This window comes from Nitratireductor sp. OM-1 (genome assembly GCF_003296175.1).
GTDB lineage: Bacteria > Pseudomonadota > Alphaproteobacteria > Rhizobiales > Rhizobiaceae > Nitratireductor > Nitratireductor aquimarinus.
This window is the reverse complement of record NZ_CP029208.1, coordinates 3635543-3656157: the sequence shown is the minus strand read 5'-3', so window position 1 is coordinate 3656157 and position 20615 is coordinate 3635543. Positions and strand designations below refer to the sequence as shown.

14 protein-coding genes and 1 pseudogene are annotated in these 20615 nt (G+C 63.2%); 7 read left to right on the top strand and 8 right to left on the bottom strand.

Annotated elements, in window-relative coordinates; all coding sequences use genetic code 11:
- Positions 1 to 41 precede the first annotated feature (41 nt).
- On the bottom strand, positions 42 to 971 hold the full coding sequence (locus DEJ54_RS17415) for an alpha/beta fold hydrolase (protein ID WP_113155673.1): 930 nt from the start codon (positions 969 to 971) through the stop codon (positions 42 to 44).
- A gap of 101 nt (positions 972 to 1072) precedes the next feature.
- Between DEJ54_RS17415 and ettA the strand changes: the two genes are divergently transcribed.
- A complete protein-coding gene (ettA, locus tag DEJ54_RS17410; RefSeq protein WP_113155672.1) occupies positions 1073 to 2722 on the top strand; it encodes an energy-dependent translational throttle protein EttA in 1650 nt (549 codons plus the stop codon).
- 336 nt (positions 2723 to 3058) lie between these two features.
- Positions 3059 to 4180 (top strand): beta-ketoacyl-ACP synthase III, encoded by a 1122-nt coding sequence (locus DEJ54_RS17405; RefSeq protein WP_113156369.1) that lies wholly within the window; start codon positions 3059 to 3061, stop codon positions 4178 to 4180.
- Positions 4181 to 4208: 28 nt separating this feature from the next.
- Here the strand turns inward: DEJ54_RS17405 and DEJ54_RS17400 are convergent, their stop codons facing one another.
- On the bottom strand, positions 4209 to 4544 hold the full coding sequence (locus DEJ54_RS17400; protein ID WP_113155671.1) for a DUF2293 domain-containing protein: 336 nt from the start codon (positions 4542 to 4544) through the stop codon (positions 4209 to 4211).
- A gap of 162 nt (positions 4545 to 4706) precedes the next feature.
- Here DEJ54_RS17400 and DEJ54_RS17395 point away from each other — a divergent pair, with 162 nt between their 5' ends.
- Together DEJ54_RS17395 and metF are read left to right on the top strand one after the other, a co-directional pair.
- Entirely contained in the window at positions 4707 to 5726 is a 1020-nt protein-coding gene (locus DEJ54_RS17395; protein ID WP_113156368.1) for a metalloregulator ArsR/SmtB family transcription factor, read from the top strand.
- Positions 5726 to 6645, top strand: a pseudogene (gene metF, locus DEJ54_RS17390) (methylenetetrahydrofolate reductase [NAD(P)H]). The gene DEJ54_RS17395 and the pseudogene metF overlap by 1 nt, the downstream one beginning before the upstream one ends.
- Before the next feature lie 398 nt (positions 6646 to 7043).
- Here the strand turns inward: metF and DEJ54_RS17380 are convergent.
- Complete coding sequence (locus DEJ54_RS17380; protein ID WP_245447615.1) at positions 7044 to 7967, bottom strand: DMT family transporter; 924 nt, start codon at positions 7965 to 7967, stop codon at positions 7044 to 7046.
- Positions 7968 to 8181: 214 nt separating this feature from the next.
- Between DEJ54_RS17380 and DEJ54_RS17375 the strand changes: the two genes are divergently transcribed.
- Together DEJ54_RS17375 and DEJ54_RS17370 are read left to right on the top strand one after the other, a co-directional pair.
- Positions 8182 to 9402, top strand: a complete 1221-nt coding sequence (locus tag DEJ54_RS17375; protein ID WP_113155668.1) for an alanine racemase — start codon at positions 8182 to 8184, stop codon at positions 9400 to 9402.
- Between the two features lie 30 nt (positions 9403 to 9432).
- Positions 9433 to 10884 carry a cation:proton antiporter gene (locus tag DEJ54_RS17370; RefSeq protein WP_113155667.1) on the top strand — a complete coding sequence of 484 codons (1452 nt, stop codon included), beginning with the start codon at positions 9433 to 9435 and terminating at the stop codon, positions 10882 to 10884.
- 102 nt (positions 10885 to 10986) lie between these two features.
- On the opposite strand, the gene DEJ54_RS17365 is transcribed toward DEJ54_RS17370, so the two are convergent.
- Both DEJ54_RS17365 and DEJ54_RS17360 read right to left on the bottom strand, forming a co-directional pair.
- Positions 10987 to 12165, bottom strand: coding sequence for a lytic murein transglycosylase (locus tag DEJ54_RS17365; RefSeq protein ID WP_113155666.1), 1179 nt, complete (start codon positions 12163 to 12165; stop codon positions 10987 to 10989).
- Between the two features lie 58 nt (positions 12166 to 12223).
- The gene (locus tag DEJ54_RS17360) at positions 12224 to 13027 is read right to left on the bottom strand and encodes a GH25 family lysozyme (RefSeq protein ID WP_113155665.1); all 804 of its coding nucleotides are present in this window, start codon (positions 13025 to 13027) and stop codon (positions 12224 to 12226) included.
- Positions 13028 to 13156: 129 nt separating this feature from the next.
- Here DEJ54_RS17360 and DEJ54_RS17355 point away from each other — a divergent pair, with 129 nt between their 5' ends.
- A complete protein-coding gene (locus tag DEJ54_RS17355) occupies positions 13157 to 14554 on the top strand; it encodes a serine hydrolase (protein WP_113155664.1) in 1398 nt (465 codons plus the stop codon).
- Positions 14555 to 14692: 138 nt separating this feature from the next.
- Here the strand turns inward: DEJ54_RS17355 and DEJ54_RS17350 are convergent, their stop codons facing one another.
- The 3 genes from DEJ54_RS17350 to DEJ54_RS17340 form a co-directional block, all read right to left on the bottom strand.
- Entirely contained in the window at positions 14693 to 15370 is a 678-nt protein-coding gene (locus DEJ54_RS17350; RefSeq protein WP_113155663.1) for a class I SAM-dependent methyltransferase, read from the bottom strand.
- 2 nt (positions 15371 to 15372) lie between these two features.
- On the bottom strand, positions 15373 to 16617 hold the full coding sequence (locus DEJ54_RS17345; protein ID WP_113155662.1) for a DUF3419 family protein: 1245 nt from the start codon (positions 16615 to 16617) through the stop codon (positions 15373 to 15375).
- 211 nt (positions 16618 to 16828) lie between these two features.
- Entirely contained in the window at positions 16829 to 20455 is a 3627-nt protein-coding gene (locus DEJ54_RS17340) for a hydantoinase B/oxoprolinase family protein (RefSeq protein ID WP_113155661.1), read from the bottom strand.
- Between the last annotated feature and the right edge of the window lie 160 nt (positions 20456 to 20615).

Genomic DNA, 20615 nt, shown 5'->3' with positions numbered 1-20615 from the left:
CCCGGTCGCCTTCTAGATGCGCTCACCGCATTATTTTGGCATTAATTGATGATTTTTTCGGCCCAGGCCGCAAAGTCCTCCATGGCCTGCTCGCGCCCGATCTCCCTGAGGGATTCGTGCCGGAAACCCTCGTAAATCCTTGTTTCGAGATTCGAAAAGCCGTGTTTGCGCAGATGCGTTTCAAGCTTCCGTGTGATCTTGCCGCCGCGTGTCGAAGGGTCTTCCGAACCGCCGACCAGTTGATAGGGCAGGGTCTTGCGCGCTGCCGCAAGCGTCGCCGGGTCGGCGGGGCCCCGACCCAGTTCGAACAGCACCGTCCAGATGCCGACCGACGGATCCCAGCCGGATAGCGGATCGGCGATATAGGCGTCGACTTCGGCGGCATCCCGCGACAGCCAGTCGGACTCGGTGCGCCGCTCCGGGAAGGCGCTCGCCCAGAGCGCAAAGGTAAATTTCGGCAGAAGCCATGAAGGCACATCCGATCCGAGGCGGAAGCGCTCCCACGCCAGAACGGACCGGCCGGCAAACGCTTCCAGCGCGGTGGTCAGTGGTGCGTTCCACACCGCAGCACCCGCCAGCCGGTCGCCATGGCGCAGTGCGAAATTGAGGGCGATCATGCCGCCCATCGAATGCCCGAAGATGACCACCGGCAGACCGGGATGTTCCCCGGCGATATGATCATGCACCGCGTTGACGTCCGTGAGCAGCGTGTCCATCCCGGCGCCCGGTCCGAAATGGCCAAGCGGGGCGCCCGGCGCTTTTGTTTCGCCATGGCCGCGATGGTCGTGTGCATAGACGTGAAAGCTACGCTGCGACAGGAAATCGGCGAAGGTCGCATAGCGCGCGGCATGCTCCGCAACACCATGGTTTATCTGCACGGCAGCGCGCGCCTCGCCGCTCGCCGAGCGTTTGAACAGATGCAGATCAGCACCGGTCGGCGTTGCAAGCCGCGTTTCGATATCGAAGCCCATCTTCCCTCCGTGCTGCGGATTGCCCCGCCGCTTCGTTTGGCCTACATACGCTGCTCAACAGGTTCCCCCCAATTCGAGTGAGACGGAGCGCGACGAGCCACATGGCACGCCAATTCATCTACCACATGTCCGGCCTCAACAAGGCCTACGGCTCCAAGAAGGTTCTTGAGAACGTTCATCTGTCCTTTTACCCGGACGCCAAGATCGGCATTCTCGGCCCCAACGGCGCGGGTAAGTCGACCGTGCTCAGGATCATGGCCGGTCTCGACAAGGAGTTCACCGGCGAAGCATGGCTCGCCGAAGGCGCGACCTGCGGATATCTGCCGCAGGAGCCGCAGCTTGATCCGGCCCTCGACGTGATGGGCAATGTGATGGAGGGCGTCGCCGCCAAGAAGGCGATCCTCGACCGTTACAACGAGCTGATGATGGACTACTCCGACGAGACGGCGGAGGAGGCTTCCCGGCTTCAGGATCAGATCGACAGCCAGAACCTCTGGGATCTGGAAAGCCAGGTCGAAATGGCCATGGAAGCGCTGCGCTGCCCGCCGGCCGATGCGTCCATCGACCATCTGTCGGGTGGTGAAAAGCGCCGCGTGGCGCTGTGCCAGCTTCTCCTGCGCCAGCCCGATCTGCTGCTGCTCGACGAACCGACCAACCACCTCGACGCCGAAACGACCGCGTGGCTTGAAAAGCACCTGCGCGAATATCCCGGCGCCGTGATGATCATCACCCACGATCGCTACTTCCTCGACAATGTCACCGGCTGGATTCTCGAGCTCGATCGCGGTCGCGGCATTCCCTATGAAGGCAATTACACCGCCTATCTGGAAGCCAAGGCCAAGCGCATGGCGCAGGAAGGCCGTGAAGAGGCCGCCCGCGAGAAGGCGCTGTCGCGCGAGCGCGAGTGGATGGCGGCCAGCCCCAAGGCCCGTCAGGCCAAGTCGAAGGCCCGTATCCGCGCCTATGACGAGCTGGTGCAGTCGGCCGCCGACCGGCGTCCCGGCGATGCGCAGATCATCATTCCGGCCGGCGAACGTCTCGGCAATGTGGTCATTGAGGCCGAGGGCCTCTCCAAGGGCTATGGCGACCGCCTCCTGATCGACGGTCTCGACTTCAAGCTGCCGCCTGGCGGCATTGTCGGCGTGATCGGCGCCAACGGCGCGGGTAAGACCACGCTGTTCCGCATGATCACCGGCCAGGAAAAGCCCGATGGTGGCGAGATCCGTGTCGGTGAGACCGTCAAGCTCGGCTATGTCGACCAGAGCCGCGACTCGCTCGACCCTGACAAGACGGTCTGGGAAGAGATTTCCGGCGGCAACGACATCATCAAGCTTGGCGCTCACGAAGTGAACAGCCGCGCCTATTGCTCGTCCTTCAACTTCAAGGGCGGCGACCAGCAGCAGAAGGTCGGCTCGCTGTCCGGCGGTCAGCGCAACCGCGTTCACATGGCCAAGCTGCTCAAGGAAGGCGGCAATGTCCTGCTGCTCGACGAACCGACCAACGACCTCGACACCGAGACGCTTGCGGCACTCGAAGACGCGCTGGAAAACTTCGCCGGCTGCGCCGTTATCATCTCGCATGACCGCATGTTCCTCGACCGTCTGGCCACGCACATCCTCGCCTTTGAAGGCGACAGCCACGTAGAGTGGTTCGAGGGCAACTTCGAGGATTACGAGCAGGACAAGATCCGCCGTCTCGGCCCCGACAGCGTCAACCCCAGGCGGGTGACCTACAAGCGCCTGACGCGGTAGACAGACCGAAACGTGTCTGTAGAATGAGCATTCGGGAAGGGGCTTCGGCCCCTTCTCTTTTTGCGTTCACACTCTGTTTGAGTGTTTCGTTCATTATTGCATCGTGAACGCCCGGGGCAGTGTTTCCTTGACACCGTGGCGTCACGTCGTAAATCGGCCATAGATCGCCATGTATCCATTCGGACGCAAAAGGGACGATCGAAACTATTTGTGGGGCGTCGGATCAACCGAAACCGGTTTCCGGTCCGAACCTCCAGAAGGCAAACACAGGCACGGATCATGCTGCGCACCAGCGAGCAAGAGGCTTCAGACTTCGCACCGCACCATTCCAACGCCATGACGCGCGTCTGCGTCGGCGGAATTGGCGTCGAAATCCCTGAAGCGTCCATCTCCAATGAAGAATTGGTCGAGAGCTTCAACGCCTGGGTCGATACGGAAAACCCGAAGCGCGAGGCCGCCGGCCTGCCGCCGCTGGCGAAATCCGATGCCGGCTTCATCGAGCATGCGTCCGGCATCCAGCGCCGCCATGTCTATGAGCGTGACGGCATTCTCGATCCAGCCCGCATGGCGCCCAACATTCCCGCCCGCGCAGATGACGAACTTTCCGTCATGGCCGAGTTCGGCGTGGCCGCAGCCCGAAAGGCGCTTGCTCATGCCGGTGTCGAGGCGCGCGATGTCGATCTTGTCATCTGTGCGTCTGCCCATCATCAGAGGCCCTATCCGGCCATCGCCATCGAGATCCAGAAGGCGCTCGGCACCAGCGGCGCTGGCTTCGACATGGGGCTTGGCTGCTCCTCGGCGCTCGCCGGCCTGCATGTGGCGACCAATCTCGTGCGCTCCGGCGCGCACCGCCGTGTGCTCGTCGTAACGCCGGAGCTCATCACCGCGCATCTGAACTTCCGCGACCGGCAGACCCACTTCATCTTCGGTGACGCCTCCGTGGCCGTTCTCATCGAGGCGCTGGGCGCGAGCGAAGAGCGCCCCGGCCGTTTCGAGATCGTCGACACGCGCAGCTGGACCCAGTTCTCAAACAACATCCGCACCAATTTCGGCTTCATGAGCCGCCTGGCGCAGGACGATCCGTCCTATCTCGCCATGGAAGGCAATCTCATCAAGCAGAACGGAAACAAGGTCTTCAAGGATGTGACCATTGCAGGTCACAAATTCATTGTCGACTTTCTGGCGGAGCACGGTCACACACCGGAGACGATGCGTCGCTTCTGGCTGCATCAGGCCAATGCGCGCATGAACGCCATGATCCTCAAGCTCGCCTTTGGCGGCGAGGTGGGGCAGGACCGTGCACCCACCGTGCTCGACCGTTTGGGCAACACCGCAGCCGCTGGCGCAATCATCGCGCTTGAAGAAAAGCACCGGGACATGAAACCCGGCGAGCATGGGCTGCTCTGCGCCTTCGGCGCCGGCTACTCCATTGGCGGCGCGCTCCTGCGCATGATGTGATGCAGGGCATGGCTGCCCGCCGGCAGGTTCAGTCCTGCCGGGCTTCCATGCCGTCTTCTTCCGCCGGATCGAGCAGGCGTGTGGCGCGCCAGCGCGTCAGAACGGTGTTGATGTCGTCCACCACGAAGTGCCGCGCCGCATCCCGGTCATAACCGTCTTCCAGCATCGCGTCGTAATCCGTGTGCTCATGGCGCACATGCGTCACCGTTGCCAGCCAAACGGCGATGGCCGGAGGCAGCGTGCGCAGCTTGCGGTCGTCTGCCTTGTCGCGGATCGCCTCGGCATCCGCCATCGGCGCCCAGGGAATCAGCAGCGTCAGCGCCTTGTCGACCGCTTTGCGCCGCCCGGTTGATGCCCGCTTCATGTCCCTGAAAACTCTCTTCTTCCTGTGCGCGGCCCGCATTGCTGCGCGCTTTGCCCCGCTTTGCCGCACGCTTTGCCCCGCGCTGTGCAGTGTGAACTGCGCCGCCTTGCCAAGCAAGCTGAAACGATATAAACATATCTTTATATGTATCAGGAGAAGCGCATGCTGATGCGTCCGGCAATTCATCTCGACCAGATGGTCGATACGTTGAAGGCGGCGGCTGAAACCAGTCGCCTGCGTATCCTTGCGCTTCTGTCGCAGGGCGATCTGACCGTGACCGATCTGACCGAGATTCTCGGCCAGTCGCAGCCGCGCGTTTCCCGTCATCTCAAGCTCCTGCTCGAAGCCCATCTCATCGTCCGTTACCAAGAGGGTTCCTGGGCCTATTTCCGCCTGTCGGATGCCGACGCCGCGCGTGAATTCGTCGATGGCGTCGTGGTGCGGCTCGATCAGGCCGACCCGGTCATTGAGCGTGATCTGGAGCGGCTTGGCGCGATCAAGCGTCGGCGCGAGGAGAGGGCGGCGGAGTATTTTTCGCAGAACGCGGCAAGCTGGGATGAGATCCGCTCGCTTCACGTGCCCGACAAGGCCGTGGAAGAAGAGCTCCGAAAGCTCATCGGCGACCGGCCCTTCCAGTCCATGGTGGATCTTGGCACGGGCACCGGCCGCATGCTGGAGCTGTTCGCGCCGCTCTACCAGCGCGGGGTCGGCATTGATCTGTCGCGCGAGATGCTTGCGGTGGCCCGCGCCAATCTCGACCGGGCCGGCATCGCCAATGCGCAGGTGCGCCTTGGCGATATCTCCGCCCCGCAGCTTGAGCGTGATGCGCATGATCTGGTGACCATCCATCAGGTGCTGCACTATATCGACAGGCCAGGAAACGCCATCCGCGAGGCCGCCCGGCTTTTGAGGCCCGGCGGGCGGCTGGTGATCGTCGATTTCGCGCCGCATGAGCACGAGTTCCTGCGCGAGGAACATGCCCATATGCGGCTCGGACTGGCTGATAGCCAGATTGCAGAATGGCTCGAAGAGGCCGAACTCGATCTGGCCGAAACACTGGAATTTGCGCCGCGTGGCGAGGCCGGAAAGGGCCTCACGGTCAAGCTTTGGCTGGCCCGCGACCGGCGCATGCAGATTGCCGACGGCATGGCGCCGTCGATTGCTCAGAAGGAGACGGCTTGATGCCGCAACAGCGTTTTTCCCGTCAGCCGGACACGGCTGGCAAGCTCCGTGTTTCGTTCGAGTTCTTCCCCCGAAGACGGATGCGATGGAGGACCGGCTGTGGGAAACGGTGAAGCGGCTTGAGCCTCTGGCGCCGTCCTTCGTCTCCGTCACCTATGGCGCGGGCGGTTCCACGCGCGAGCGCACGGCCCGCACGGTCCGCCGCATCCTTGAAGAGACGACGCTGACGCCGGCCGCTCACATGACCTGTGTTGACGCTTCACGCGAGGAAGTCGATCAGGTGGTGGCCGAGTTCGTCGAAATGGGCGTAAAGCGCTTCGTGGCGCTGCGCGGCGATCCGAGTGCGGGTGTCGGCGCTGCCTATCGCCCCCATCCCAATGGCTACGCCAATGGCGCAGAGCTCACGGGCGCGATGAAGCTGCAGGGCGATCTTGATATCTCGGTGTCCGCCTATCCGGAGAAGCATCCCGAAAGCCCGGATTTCGCAACCGACATCGACATGCTCAAGCGCAAGGTCGACAATGGGGCGACACGCGCCATCACCCAGTTCTTCTTCGACAACGATCTCTATGAGCGTTATGTCGAGCGCGCGCGCCGCGCCGGCATCTACATCCCCATCGTTCCGGGCATTCTGCCGGTGCACAATTTCACCCAGGTGGCCAACTTTGCGGGCCGCTGCGGCGCAAGTGTTCCCGGCTGGCTGGCCGAGCGTTTCGCTGGGCTGGAAAACGAACCGCAGATCCACGCTCTCGTGGCTTCGGCGGTGGCCGCCGAGCAGGTTCTGGACCTTATCGAGCGCGGCATTGACGATTTCCATTTCTACACGATGAACCGTGCGGATCTCGTCTACGCCGTCAGCCACATGATCGGCATCCGCCCGAAGGCGGACCTTGGCGCCGAGCAGCCGGCGGCAGCATAAACCGCATTTGAGAAAGGGCCGGCGAACCGGCCCTTTTTTATGTCTATCAACAAAATCCGGATGGCTGCCTTCCAGAGCATCGAAACCCTGGAACAACCCTTTTGCATCCGCATGGATGCGGGGAGGGGCTGGGTGGCTGTTCCGGTTATGGCTTTACGCCAACACGCCCATCACCAGAGCGCCGATAAAGACGAATGCCGCACAAATCATCAGTGCATTAACAGGCCGTGTCAGTCCCATGGCAAAGCCTCCTCTGCTTATGCTTCCCGGATTCTAGGGATAGACGGGTCTGCGGCAAGCGGATTTTATGCTGCGCTGCGGTAGGATTCTGGAAAATCTGACCACTGTCGCGCGCGCCCTTTTGAAATCATTGGGCAATCGGTTTGATTCACTTTGTGTTAACGGATGCGCGCGATCAGCCGCCCGTCGATCACGATCAGGCCCGCCGCGATCAGCGCCATTCCGGCCATCTCGAAATGCGCCAGCCTTTCCCCCAGAAACACGGTTCCAAGCAGGATCGCGCTCACCGGATTGAGAAAGGTGACAAGCGAAGCGTTGGTCGCGCCCGCGCTTGCCAGGACACGGAAATAGATCAGATAGGCGAAGGCCGTCGAAAGGGCGGCAAGCCCGATCACGGCGGCCCAGACATTGCCCGAGAACGCAAACAGGTTGCCCGTGCCGTAAAGCGCCAGAACCAGCGGGATCATGATCACGCTCGAAGCGCTTAGCTGCCCGGCGGCGACGATGGGCGAAGGCACGTTGCGGAAGCGGCGCGCATAGATGAAGGCGAAGCCGTAGGAGACCGCACCGCCGATCATGGCGAACTTGGCCCAGATCGGCCCGCCCAGCCCGGCAAAAAGGCCGGGGCCGATCATCACCGCCGTTCCGGCGATGCCGAGTGCTATGCCGGTGATCTTCGTGACCGACAGTTTTTCATCCGCCGTCAGCATGTTTGCGAGGATGGCCGTCCAGAAGGGCGTCGTTGCATTGAGCACCGAGGCAAGCCCCGCGCCAACCTCCGTCTGACCCATGAAGATCAGCGAAAACGGGATCACATTGTTCAGGAGCGCCATCACGCAGAAACTGCCCGCAAGCGGCAGCGCCGTGCGGAAAGAAGGGCCGCGCAGGGCGAGATAGGTCTGAAGGATAAGGGCTGCGATCGACACGCGAAACATGACCAGCATGAGCGGCGGCATCTCGCCGACCGCGATCCGCGCGAAGAAATAGGAGCCGCCCCAGACCGCGCCGAGAACGATGAGAAGCGCCCAGTTTTCAAGCGACATATGCGGCGTGGCGGTTCCGGCTGGCGATTGTGCGGTCATCGCATTGTCTTTCGTCTTGGAAACATTCGGGATCGAATGCCTGTCTGGTGCATTAGGATCAGGACCCTAAATCGGAGAGGCGCGCGCCGCCCACCCGAAACATGCCTTCCCGTTTCCTGTGCCGGAAAAACCCTTTGGAGGAGCGTTTACTTGAACGGCAAATCCTCTACCCTTCCGGTCCGCCCTAAGCGTTCAACCGAACCCGGAGCCGCCAATGCAGTTTTTTGAGACCGCCCGAGACGCCGCCATGAAGCTTCGTCCGGATGAGCCGATCTACTGCTTCCGGCCCGATGTTCTGAAAGCCGATGCACGTGATTTCATGGGGCAGTTCCCCGGCAAGACAGCCTATGCGGTCAAGACGAATGGCGAGAAACTGGTTTTGAAGACGCTGGCGGAGGCCGGCGTCGATGCGTTCGATGTGGCCTCACCCGCCGAGTTTGCCGCCGTCCGTTCCGTCGCGCCGCGGGCCGAGATGCTCTACATGCACCCGGTCAAGGCGCAGTCCGATATTCGCCTTGCGCTGGAGGAATACGGCATTCGCGTCATCGCGGTCGATCACGAGGATGAGGTCTCCAAGCTGATCCGCGTGGTCCGCGCCCTCGATATCGATCCGGGCACGCTCACTGTCTTCGTGCGCATCCAGACCAAGGGCCACGCGGCCTACGAACTGTCGAAGAAATTCGGGGCCGGTCCCGCACAGGCGGTCGAGCTCCTGCGGCGTCTGCATCGCCATGGCTACAGGCTTGGCCTGTGCTTCCATGTCGGTTCACAGATCCAGGACCCGGATACCTATGAGCGCGCGCTTGCCTCGGCAGACTGGGTGCGGGGCAGGGCGGGCGTGCCGCTGGCCGCGCTCGATGTGGGCGGTGGTTTCCCGGCGGAATATGGCCACGACCCGAACCGCAAGAAGCCCGAAATGCCGAGCCTTGATGAAATCATGGCGCGGTTGCGGGCCGATATCGTGGAGTGGGGCTTTGATGAAATGCCGCTCGTTGCGGAGCCCGGTCGCGTCATCGTCGCGCGCGCCTTTTCGCTCATCGTGCGCGTTCTCCTGCGCAAGGGCCGCCGGCTTTACATCAATGACGGCATCTGGGCCTCGCTCTCCGATTCCTGGACCGGAAAGATCACCCTGCCGGCCCGCTTCATTCCCGACCCCGCGATCCGCAACCGCAATGGCGATCCTGAAAAGGTGGTGCCGTTCAAGGTCTGCGGGGCGACCTGCGATTCCGTCGACATCCTGTCCCGTCCGTTCTGGCTGCCGGAAACGGTGGATACCGGCGACTGGATCGAGATCGGCCATATTGGCGCCTATTCCATGTCGCTAAGAACCCGGTTCAACGGGTTTTATCCTGACACGTTCGTCGAGGTGAAAACGCCTTTCGATGCGGGGTCCGCACCGGAAGGTTTCGCCAGCCTCGAAACCATGGCGGACTGATCGGGCGCACACGGAAAAGGGAACCGGAATTTGGAAGCGGAAGCACACGCCTTTCCACTGACGGAGATCGCCTTCGTCCTTCTGGTGGCCATTGCGCTCGGGCTCGGCCTGATGCGCCTGAAACAGCCTCCGCTTGTCGGTTTCATTCTGGCCGGTGTCGTCATGGGGCCGACCGGTTTCGGCCTCATCGGCAATTCCGACAGCGTGACCGCGCTTGCCGAGATGGGCGTGCTCATGCTGCTCTTCTTCATCGGCATGGAGCTTTCGCTGAGAGCCTTCATCATGAGCCTCAAGCCCGCCGTACTCGTTGCGGTCGGGCAATTGGCGGTGGCGCTGGCCATCGGTCTGTCCATCGCATGGATGGGCGGAACCGGGCTTTCCGAGGGCATCATCTTCGGCTTCATCATCGGCCTGTCGAGCACGGTCGTCGCCATGAAGATGCTCAGCGACATGGACGAGCTGCGCCGCGACGCGGGCCGCATCGCCATCGCCGTTCTGATCGCGCAGGACATTGCCGTGGTGCCGATGCTCATCATCGTCTCGGCGCTTGGCGGGGCCGACACGAGCCTTCTCGCCATCGCCGCCAAGGTGGCGCTGGCGGTCGGGTTTCTCGGCTGGCTGCTGTGGTGGCTCGGGCGGCGCGGCAAGCTGCGCGTGCCCTTCGCGGCCGCCATTGCCGACAATGTCGAGATCCTGGCGCTTGGCGCGCTGGGCGTCTGTTTCGGCGCGGCCGCTCTCTCGGGCTTTCTCGGTCTTTCGCCCGCCTATGGCGCGTTCGTGGCCGGCATTCTGGTGGGCAATTCCAACCTGCGCGCCCGCATCATCCCGGTCATCGAGCCGATCCAGAGCATCCTCGTGGTAATCTTCTTCCTGTCCATCGGCCTTCTGTTCGACCTGACCTATATCTGGAACAATCTCTGGATGGTGCTGGGGGCCGCGCTTCTGGTCATCGCCGCCAAGACGCTGCTCAACGTCTTCCTGCTGCGCGCCACCGGGCACGACCGCAACACGGCGCTGATCGGCGGTCTTTCCATGGCGCAGATCGGCGAGTTCTCCTTCGTGCTGGCGGCTGCCGGCCTGTCGGCGGGCGCGCTGGGGCAGGACAGCTATCGCCTTGCCATCGCCGTTACGGCCATCTCGCTTCTCTTCTCGCCGGCTTGGATGTCGGTCATGCGCCGCATCGACTATGTGGCGGCCAAGGGCTTTTCTTCCTATCGTGAAGCGCTGTCGGAAGCCTATGCCGAAGAGATCGGGAATGTGGGTGAGGGGCTCTGGTGGGTGCGCGCCCGCTATCGCGCCGGCCGTCTGACCCTGCGCAAATGGCGCGCCCGCCGCGCGCTCGAAAAGGCCGCGAAGGCCGCCCGGAAGAAAGAGGAAAAGGCGGAAAAGGAAGCCGCCGAGGCGACGGTCGCATCTGAGGCGGCGGAAGAAAAACCCCGGCAACCCGATGAAGATCAGGCTGCCGGGGCGTCTAAGCTTTAGGCGTAGAGCGGTTCATCGTTTCAGAGAAACGCTGATCCACCCTAACTCCTTGTTTCCCGCATTTATGCGGACGCCAGGTGATGCCACCTGACTGCAAAATGCTCAGAGATTCGAGAACAGCGTCGGCGTCGGCCAGCCATCGGCGGGCAGGCCAAGGCGCAGCTGTTCCTGACGCACCGCTTCGCGGGTGCCGGCGCCCAGAATGCCGTCGATCTTGCCCACGTCATGGCCGCGCGCGGCAAGCTTGGTCTGCAACTGCTTCATCGTCTCGGGCGCAAGGCCCTGCTCGGGCGAGCGCACGTCAAAGCGCGGTGCGCCGGCAAGGCGCGCCGCCAGATGCGCCGCCGTCAGCGTGTAGATGAGCGACTGGTTCCATTCCAGATAGATGTCGTAATTGTCGTAGACGAGGAAGGCCGGTCCCTTGTGGCCCATCGGCAGAACCACAGCCGTCGCCATGCCATCGGCCGGCAGCGGGCTGCCATCGCGATAGGTCACGCCCATCGCCGCCCATTCCGAGCGCGGCAGCTTGGTCACGCGGCCGGTCTTCTCCCAGGCCATCTGATCCGGCACGCGCACTTCTTCCATCCAGGGCTGGCCGGGCTTCCAGCCAAGCGACTGGAGGTTCTTCGCCGCCGTCAGAATGGCGTCGGGCGAACTGCCTTTCAAATCCACCTTGCCGTCGCCGTCGCCATCGACACCCTTGGTGTAATAGTCGGACGGCAGCATCTGCATCTGGCCGATCTCGCCGGCCCACGCGCCGGTCACATTGGCCGGCACCCAGCCCTGATCGATCAGGTGCAGAAGCGCGATCAGCTGCGGGCGGAAGATTTCCGGCCGGCGGCAGTCATGCGCCAGCGTGGCGAGCGCGTTGAGCGTCGAGAAGTCGCCCTGCACCGCGCCGAAATCCGTTTCCAGCGCCCAGAAGGAGGCGATCACCGGGCCGGGGACGCCAAACTCGTTCTGGGCGCGCGCGAAGGTATTGGCGTATTTCTTCAGATTGGCCGCGCCGTTCTTCAGCCGGTAATCATTGATCATGCGGCCGGCGAATTCGGCAAAGGTCTGGTTGAACACGCCCTGCGCGCGGTCGCGTTGCAGAACCTTCTGCTCGATGCCGGCGCCGTTCAGCGCCGAAAGGCCGCGCTCACCGATGCCGTCGGCCGCAGCCTCCTGACGCACGCCTTCCCGCCAGGCGTTGAAATCGCCGCCGCATTGCTGCGCCACGGCGCTGCCGGCAAAGCCAAAGGCGAACAGCGCCCCAAGCGCGATGGATTTTCTGCGCATATGAACTCTCCTTGATAACACGGGCCTTGATAACTCGGGCTGAAGGCGTCTGGCGCGATCAGCTGGCATTGGCCCGGAGCCAGTTCTTCCAGGCTCTGGCGTTGCCGTTGAACACGTTGATATCGGCCTTCCCCTCAATGCCCGGGATCACGCCGGTGCCCGTATATTGCCAGAAGACCCAAGGATGATCGGAATATTTGTCATCGGGATGACCGGCCACCGAGCGTAACCAGAAGGGATAGCCCTTGAAGCTGCTCAGATCATTGTCGTCGAAGAAGTCGATCGAGGTGTAGATGATCGGCCGCTTGCCATAATGGCGCTCCACCGCGTTCAGGAAGATGCGCATCTCCGAACGCACCTTCTCCGCCGGCGGGCGGATGGTGCAGGTGGGAGAGAAGGGCGTCCACTCCATGTCCAGAACGGGCGGCAGGGCCGAAGCGTCGCGCGGCACATTGCGGATGAACCACCGCGCCTGCTCGATGGCCGGGCGGCAATGGTAGTAGAAATGGTAGGCCCCGCGCGGAACGCCGGCCGCCTTCGCCGCGCGCCAGTTGCGCGCAAAATAATCGTCGACAATGTCGCCACCCTCCGTCGCCTTGATGAAGGCAAAAGAGATGTCGTTGCGGGCAACCTTCTTCCAGTCGATGTCGGCCTGATATTTGGCGACATCCGTTCCATGCACCGCATAGTGCCAGGGCGCGCCACCCTCCCATTCATGCGGGTCGGTGTCGGCGAAGCGCAGGCCCCCGCTGCTGCGCATTGTCGAGGGTTGCGCCTTGGGCGCAACATCGGAAAAATCATAGTCGACGGTCGAGCAGCCGACGAGCAAAGCGGATAGACTGGCGATCATCAATCGACGCATGATGAGCGGGGCTCCTCAGGGTGCGAATCAGCAAATAGGGGCGTTGCCGACAGAAATAGGCGAAGTTGCCGGCCCCGTCACCACAGGATGAAAGGGCTGGCCGCAAGGGAAGACGGAGAAGACGACGGAATGCGAACTGCTCTCAGGCTCTTCAAATGGCTCCTCGGTCTCCTTGCCGTTGCAATCGCCGGTGCAGCGCTCTGGCTCTACGTCTCGCCGCCCGCGCTCATTCGTGTCGGCTCCAATTACGCCGCCAAAATTATCTGCTCCAATGTGTTCATAGCCGGGCGCGACCCGCAGACCGTGCTCGAGCGCGACGTTCAGGCCCCGGGCCATCCGCTTTTGAAGCTCATGAGCGTGCGGGTCGAGCCGTCTGACGCCACGGTTCACACCGGCCTCTTCGGGGTCTTTGGCGACGGGCTTGCCGTCTATCGTGGTGCGACCGGCTGCGCCGCCGTGCCCGATGGCGATGTGAAGGCGGCGCTGGGCGCCCGTTTCGACAGGCCGGAGCCTGCGTCTCAGGGATCGGATCTGTGGCCGGATGGCCCGCGCATCGACGTCGAGGGACATGAGCTGGTGGCCGAACTCCTCGATGATCCGGCGCTCACCGGCCCCAGCATGCGCGCCGTGGTCGTCGTGCAGGATGGCCGCATCATCGGCGAGCGCTTTGGCGAGGATGTCGCCCATTACACGCAGCCCCTGATCGGCTGGTCCATGACCAAGACCGTCACCGCCGCGCTCATCGGCACCCGCGTCAAGGCTGGCCGCCTGTCCGTCGAGGACAGCAATCTGTTCCCCGAATGGGCGGGTGACGAGCGATCGAAGATCACCGTTGCCGATCTTCTCGCCATGGAGAGCGGTCTCTATTTCAACGAGGATTACGGCGATGTGAGCGATGTCACGCGCATGCTCTATCTCGCCTCCGACATGCCGGCCTTCGCGGCTGACCAGAAGCTTGAAGGTCCGGTTGGCGGGGTCTTCAACTATTCGAGCGGCACGAGCGTTCTCCTGTCGCGTGTCTGGCAGGACACATTCAATGCGCCACAGGATGCGCTGGCGTGGCCCTATGAGGCCCTGTTCGGTCCGCTGGGCATGGACAGCGCCGTCTTCGAGACGGACCCGCGCGGCACCTATGCCGGTTCTTCCAACCTCTATGCGTCAGCACGCGACTGGGCGAAGTTCGGCCAGCTTCTCCTGCAGGATGGCGTGTGGAAGGGCGAACGCATTCTGCCGGAAGGCTGGGTGCGGTGGATGCGCACCCCCACGGAAGCTTCGGGCGGCGAATATGGCTGGCAGACCTGGCTGCACGGCCCCCGCGCCAACACGCCGCGCGGCGTGCCGGAAGACGAGGGCTTCAACCTGCCGCCCGACGCTTTCTGGATGCTCGGCCATGATGGCCAGACCATCACGGTCATTCCCTCGCTGCGCATGGTGGTGGTGCGCATGGGCCTCACGCCCTCACGCCTCGGCTACAAGCCGCAGGCGCTGATCGAGGCTCTGGCGAAGATACCGGGGGAGATGGAGTAGGGTGGAGTGGTGCGTGCTTCGACAGGCTCACCATGAGGGATGGGATTGGCTGCACAACTGTTGAGCAAGGGCGTGGAACCGGTCTTCACCGCGAAGCTCCACCTCCCTCATGGTGAGCCTGTCGAAGCACGCACCACGTCACTGCAGCAGTATCTCGTCTACCGCAGGCAGTTCCACAATCGCCCGCACGGCATAACCCCGAAAAGACGAGTCGAAACGCAGGCTTGCGCCCCGTTTCTCGCATTCCGATTCCAGCGCTTCACGCAGTGAATCACGCGGTGTCACGTGGAAGGCCGCAAGCCAGCGGCGCAATCCTGCGCGAAACCAGCCGGGCAGCCGTTCCTGCCGGCCGAAATCCACGATGTGCAGCGACCCGCCCGGCGCAACGCAGTCGAGGCCGGCTGCAATGGTCTCGCGCCATGGCGGGATCATCGACAGCGAATAGGAAATGAAAACCCGGTCGAACCGGGCCTGCCCGAACAGCGCCTCGGCATCGAAAGACGATGCATCGGCTTTGGCCAGTCGGGCGTCGATCCCCTCGCGCTCCATGCGCCTTCTTGCGGTGGCAAGCATCTCCTGCGAGATATCGAGGCCGAAAAGACGCGCTTTCGGATAATGGTCCGAAACGAGCGCCAGATTGCGCCCCGTTCCGCAGCCCAGCTCCAGCACCGCACCGCCTTCCGGCGCGTTCAGCCCGCCGATCAGCCCGTCACGCCCAAGCAGATAATATTTGCGCGTCAGGTCGTAGATATGGCGCTGGCGGCGATAGACGCCGTCCATCAGACTGGCGTGGCCGGCGGTCTGCGGCATGGCCATTCTCAGGCCGCTTTCACATAGAGGTGGAACCCGCCATAGATCGCCGAGCGGTCATTGGCCGAGAGTTCGCGCGAGCGGAGCTTCTCATAGCGCCACTGGTTCAGAATGTGGTCGTTCACGCGGCCCGGCAGCAGGCTCGGCGCTGCGGCAGTGCGGAAGATGACGCGCGCGCCGGGCGCTGCCGTGCGGGTGATCTCGCTCCACAGTGCGTTGAGCTGATCGTCGTTCATCCAGTCCTGCGCGTCGAGCAGCACATAGCGGTCCACGCTCAGCGCCGGCTTGTTGCCCAGCACATCCATCAGGTTCGCGTGGTGCACCGTCACATTGTCCGCCGCAGCGCGGATCGTGTCGAAGTTCCTGCGTTCCAGATAGGCGGGCAGGGTGGCTTCGCCCTGTGCGGGATAATGGCGGGCGAAGGCCTGCCAGGCGAAATAGTTTTCCTTGAGCGGAAAATGGCAGGCGAGCTTCTCAAGCCGGCTCGACAGAACGTCCGCCATGGTGCCGTCACCCGCCGTGATCAGCGAGTCATACTGCGCCGGCGGAATGCCGAGGCCAAAAAGCGATGCCTTGCGCGAGGTCGCCCAGCGCACGAGCCCGCGGTCGAACAGCGGGCGCAACTGCTCATCGAAGAAGATGCGCTGATCGCGAAGCGAGCGCGATTTCATGATGTCGGCGGGGTTCACGCCATAGAACTTTGCGACCGTGTGGCCGGTGGCGATGAAGAAGCCGAGCAGGCCCTTGCGGTAGAAATTGCGCGTGAAGGCGTCGATGCGCTTGCGGCCGAGCGGCCCGCGGCTTTCCCAGTGCCGGCGCGACTGGGCGTCGAGCGCTGGCGCGATGAAGCGGCGATAGGCTTCGCTGTTGCTGCGCTGGTTGGTTGCGCCGAAGAAGCGCAGCAGGTCGCCATGGGCGGGCAGCGCCCTGAAGGCGGTGAGCTTCAGCCGGTTGAGCGCCACATGCGCGGCGTTCAGATCCACGGCGTCGATCTTCGCCGGCTGGCGGGTGAGATAGGCCAGCACGTTGCAGCCGCCCGACGCGATGGTGACGATGCGGTGGCTTTCATCGAGTTCCATCGCCGCGATGTCCACGTCCGGGTCTTCCCAGATCTGCGGATAGACGAGGCCCGAAAAAAGAAGGGCGAAGAGGCGTTCGGAAAGGCCTGCGCGCGTGGTGGCCCTGTTCTGATAGACCGCCTTGCCGAGATGGCGGCGGGTGGAAAGGCCGGTGCCGGCTGAAAGATCTGTCATGGGTCTCTCCCCTCAATCTTGTCTTGAGGGGCTACTGCGCTTCCATGACGCGCGCGTGAAACCTGAATGACCGAGTGTGACGGGGCTGTTAAAGGCGGGGTGCAGGTTTAGCCCCGCGCACCGCCCGTTCGGCAGCGCCTGGCCCCGGACCGGGACTCCAGTGACAATGCGGGCGGAGAAGCATGCTCCCCCGCCCGCAATCCTGATTGCTTTACGCCTTGCCGAAACCGCCGGCGGTGGGCGTTGTCACGATCACCGCTTCGCCGGCCTCGATCACCGTCTGGTCACAGCCCTTGAGCGTTTCGACATGACCGTCCTTGCGGCGCACCTCGGTCTTGCCCATTTCGCCATCGCCACCGCCCTCAACGCCGCGTGGCGGCTGGGTGCGGTGGGAGGAGAGAATGGCGCATTCCATGGTCTTCAGGAAGCGGATGGTGCGGCGCGTGCCGTCGCCCGCATTCCACTTGCCCTTGCCGCCCGAGCCTTCGCGGATGTGGAAGTCCTCAAGCAGAACCGGGAAGCGCAGTTCGAGGATTTCCGGGTCTGTCAGGCGCGAATTGGTCATGTGGACATGAACGCCCGACGCGCCATCGAAGCCGCGACCGTCATTCATGCGGCCGGCCGGCGAGCCGGAGCAGATGGTCTCGTAATACTGATACTCTTCATTACCGAAGGTCAGATTGTTCATCGTGCCCTGGCTGTTGGCGATGGCCTTCATCGCGCCGAACAGCGCATTGGTGACGTGCTGGGACGTCTCAACATTGCCGGCCACGACCGCCGCCGGATAGGAGGGGCGCAGCATGCAGTCTTCCGGGATCACGATGTTGATCGGCCTGAGGCAGCCCGCATTCATCGGGATCTGCCCTTCCACCATCACGCGGAAGGCATAGAGCACCGCTGCGCGGGTCACCGGTTCGGGCGCGTTGAAATTGTTCTTCTGAACATTCGACGTTCCGGTGAAGTCGACGGTCGCCTCGCGCTTCTCGCGGTCGACGGTGATCTTCACCTTGATCACCTGGCCCGTGTCGGTCGGATATTCATATTCCGAGGCGTCCGGCAGGCGTTCGAGCACGCGGCGCACGGCTTCCGCCGCATTGTCCTGCACATGGCCCATATAGGCCTGCACCACGTCCAGACCGAACTGGTCGATCATCTTGCGCAGTTCCGCCACGCCCTTTTCGTTGGCGGCGATCTGCGCCTTCAGATCGGCGATGTTCTGGTGCGGGTTGCGCGCCGGATAGGCGTGGTCGGTCAGAAGCGTGTGCAGCTCCTCTTCGCGGAACTTGCCGCTTTCGACGAGGCGGAAATTGTCGAACAGAACGCCTTCTTCATCCACCGTGGTCGCCAGCGGCGTCATGGAGCCGGGTGCTGTGCCGCCGACATCGGCATGGTGGCCGCGCGAGGCGGTGTAGAACAGAATGTTCTCGCCCTTGTCGTCGAACACGGGTGTGACCACCGTGATGTCGGGCAGATGCGTGCCGCCATTGTAAGGCGCGTTCAGCGCGAACACGTCGCCGGGGCGGATATTGCCCTTGTTCAGCCGGATGACGGTTTCCACCGAGCGGTCCATGGAGCCCAGATGCACCGGCATGTGCGGGGCATTGGCCACCAGCGCGCCATTCTGGTCGAACACCGCGCAGGAGAAGTCGAGCCGCTCCTTGATGTTCACCGAATAGGCGGTGTTCTGCAGCGTCACGCCCATCTGTTCGGCGATCGACATGAACAGGTTGTTGAAGACCTCCAGCATCACCGGATCGGCTTTGGTGCCGAGTGCGGCCATGCGGGCCTTCTTTTCCACACGGCGCATCAGAATGTGGTCGAGCGCGGTGATCTCGGCCTGCCAGCCGGGCTCCACGACTACCGTCTGGTTGGCCTCGATGATGAGGGCGGGGCCGTTGACCTTCGCGCCGCGCGACAGCGTTTCGCGGCGGTAGATGCCGGCATCGTGCCATGCGCCGTCGCAGAAGATTGCGCGCGTCTCGCCGGGGGCGGGCGTGGCGTCGCTGGTCGCCTGCTCCTGCTCCACCGGACGGCCATCGCCGGCGTCCAGTCCCTCGACGCTGACGGCTTCCACCACCATCGGCTTGTCGTCATAGACGAAGCCGAACTGCGCCTTGTGCGCCGCCTCGAAGGCGGCTTTGGCGGTCTCAAGCGTGCCGTCGAAGGCGATGGGCAGCGTCGTGTCGGTGCCCTCGTAGCGGATCTCCAGCTTGGTTGCCCAGATCACCTTGTCGCCGGTGATGCCCTGATCGGCCAGCTCCGCGCGCACTTCTTCGCGCAGCGATGCCGAAAGCGCGTCGATGGCGTCCAGAGAGCTTTCCGCAAAGGGCTTCAAAAGCGCCTGCTGGCGCGAGGCGAACACGGTCGCAAGTCCGATGCCATAGGCCGACAGCAGGCCCGACATCGGATGGATCAGCACCGCTTCCATGCCCAGCGCGTCGGCCACGAGGCAGGCATGCTGGCCGCCCGCGCCGCCAAAACAGTTCAGCAGATAGCCGGTCACGTCATAGCCGCGCTGCACGGAGATCTTCTTCACCGCATTGGCCATGTTTTCCACGGCAATGGTGATGAAGCCTTCCGCCACGGCTTCCGCCGGACGTCCGTCGCCGATCTGCTCCGCCAGTTCGGTGAAGCGGGCGCGCACGGCGTCCACATCGAGCGGCTCGTTCTGCTCGGGGCCGAAAATGGCCGGGAAGAAATCCGGCTGCAGCTTGCCCAGCATCACATTCGCATCGGTCACGGCCAGCGGCCCGCCACGGCGATAGCAGGCGGGGCCGGGGTTTGCGCCGGCCGAATCCGGACCCGCCTTAAGGCGGTTGTCTTCATAATGCAGGATCGAACCGCCGCCGGCGGCCACGGTGTGAATGCGCATCATCGGCGCGCGAATGCGCACGCCCGCCACTTCCGTGTCGAAGGCGCGTTCATATTCGCCGTCATAATGGGCTACATCCGTCGAGGTGCCGCCCATGTCGAAGCCGATCACCTTGTCGAAGCCGGCAAGCCGCGCCGTCTCCACCATGCCGACCACGCCGCCGGCAGGGCCGGAAAGGATCGCGTCCTTGCCCTGGAACTTGTCGGCCGCCGTCAGGCCGCCCGACGACATCATGAATTTGAGGCCCGGGCCTTCGCCGTTCTCGTTGACGCCCAGTTCTGCCGCCACGCGGCTCACATAGCGCGACAGGATCGGCGACAGATAGGCGTCCACTACCGTGGTGTCGCCACGACCCACCAGCTTGATCAGCGGCGAGGTCTCATGGCTGACCGAAACCTGCGAAAAACCGGAATCGCGGCAAAGGCTTGCCGCCGCTTTCTCATGCTCGGGATATTTCCACGCATGCATGAAGACGATGGCGACCGCATCGATGCCGTCGGCCTTGGCCGCCTCGATCTCGCCCTTCACGGCGTCGAGGTCGAGTTCCGTTTCCACCGTGCCGTCGACACGGCGGCGCTCCGGCACCTCGATCACGCGCTCATAGAGCTGTTCGGGCAGGATGATTTCCTTGGCGAAGATGTCGGGCCGCGCCTGGTAGGCGATCTTGAGCGCGTCGCGGAAACCCCTGGTGATGACCAGCGCCACGCGGTCGCCCTTGCGCTCCAGAAGCGCATTGGTTGCCACGGTCGTGCCCATCTTCACGTCGCCGATCAGATGCGAAGGCATGGCTTCGCCGGCCTTGACGCCGAGGTGATCGCGAATACCCTGAATACCGGCATCGGCATAGGCTTCCGGATTTTCAGAAAGCAGCTTGCGGGCGAAAAGCCCGCCATCCGGATCGCGGCCGATCACATCGGTAAACGTGCCGCCGCGGTCGATCCAAAAATCCCATTTGCCAGCTGTCATCGTCGGTTCCTTCGCATTATCCTTGGCAAAAGGAGAAACATGTCTCGGATAAAACGTCAATAATTTATTGACATATTATCTGAGTGTGCGACGCTCCTTCCATTGCAACGAAAGAAGGTGAGGGAACGCCTCCGTTGCCTCATACAAATGGGAGATTGAC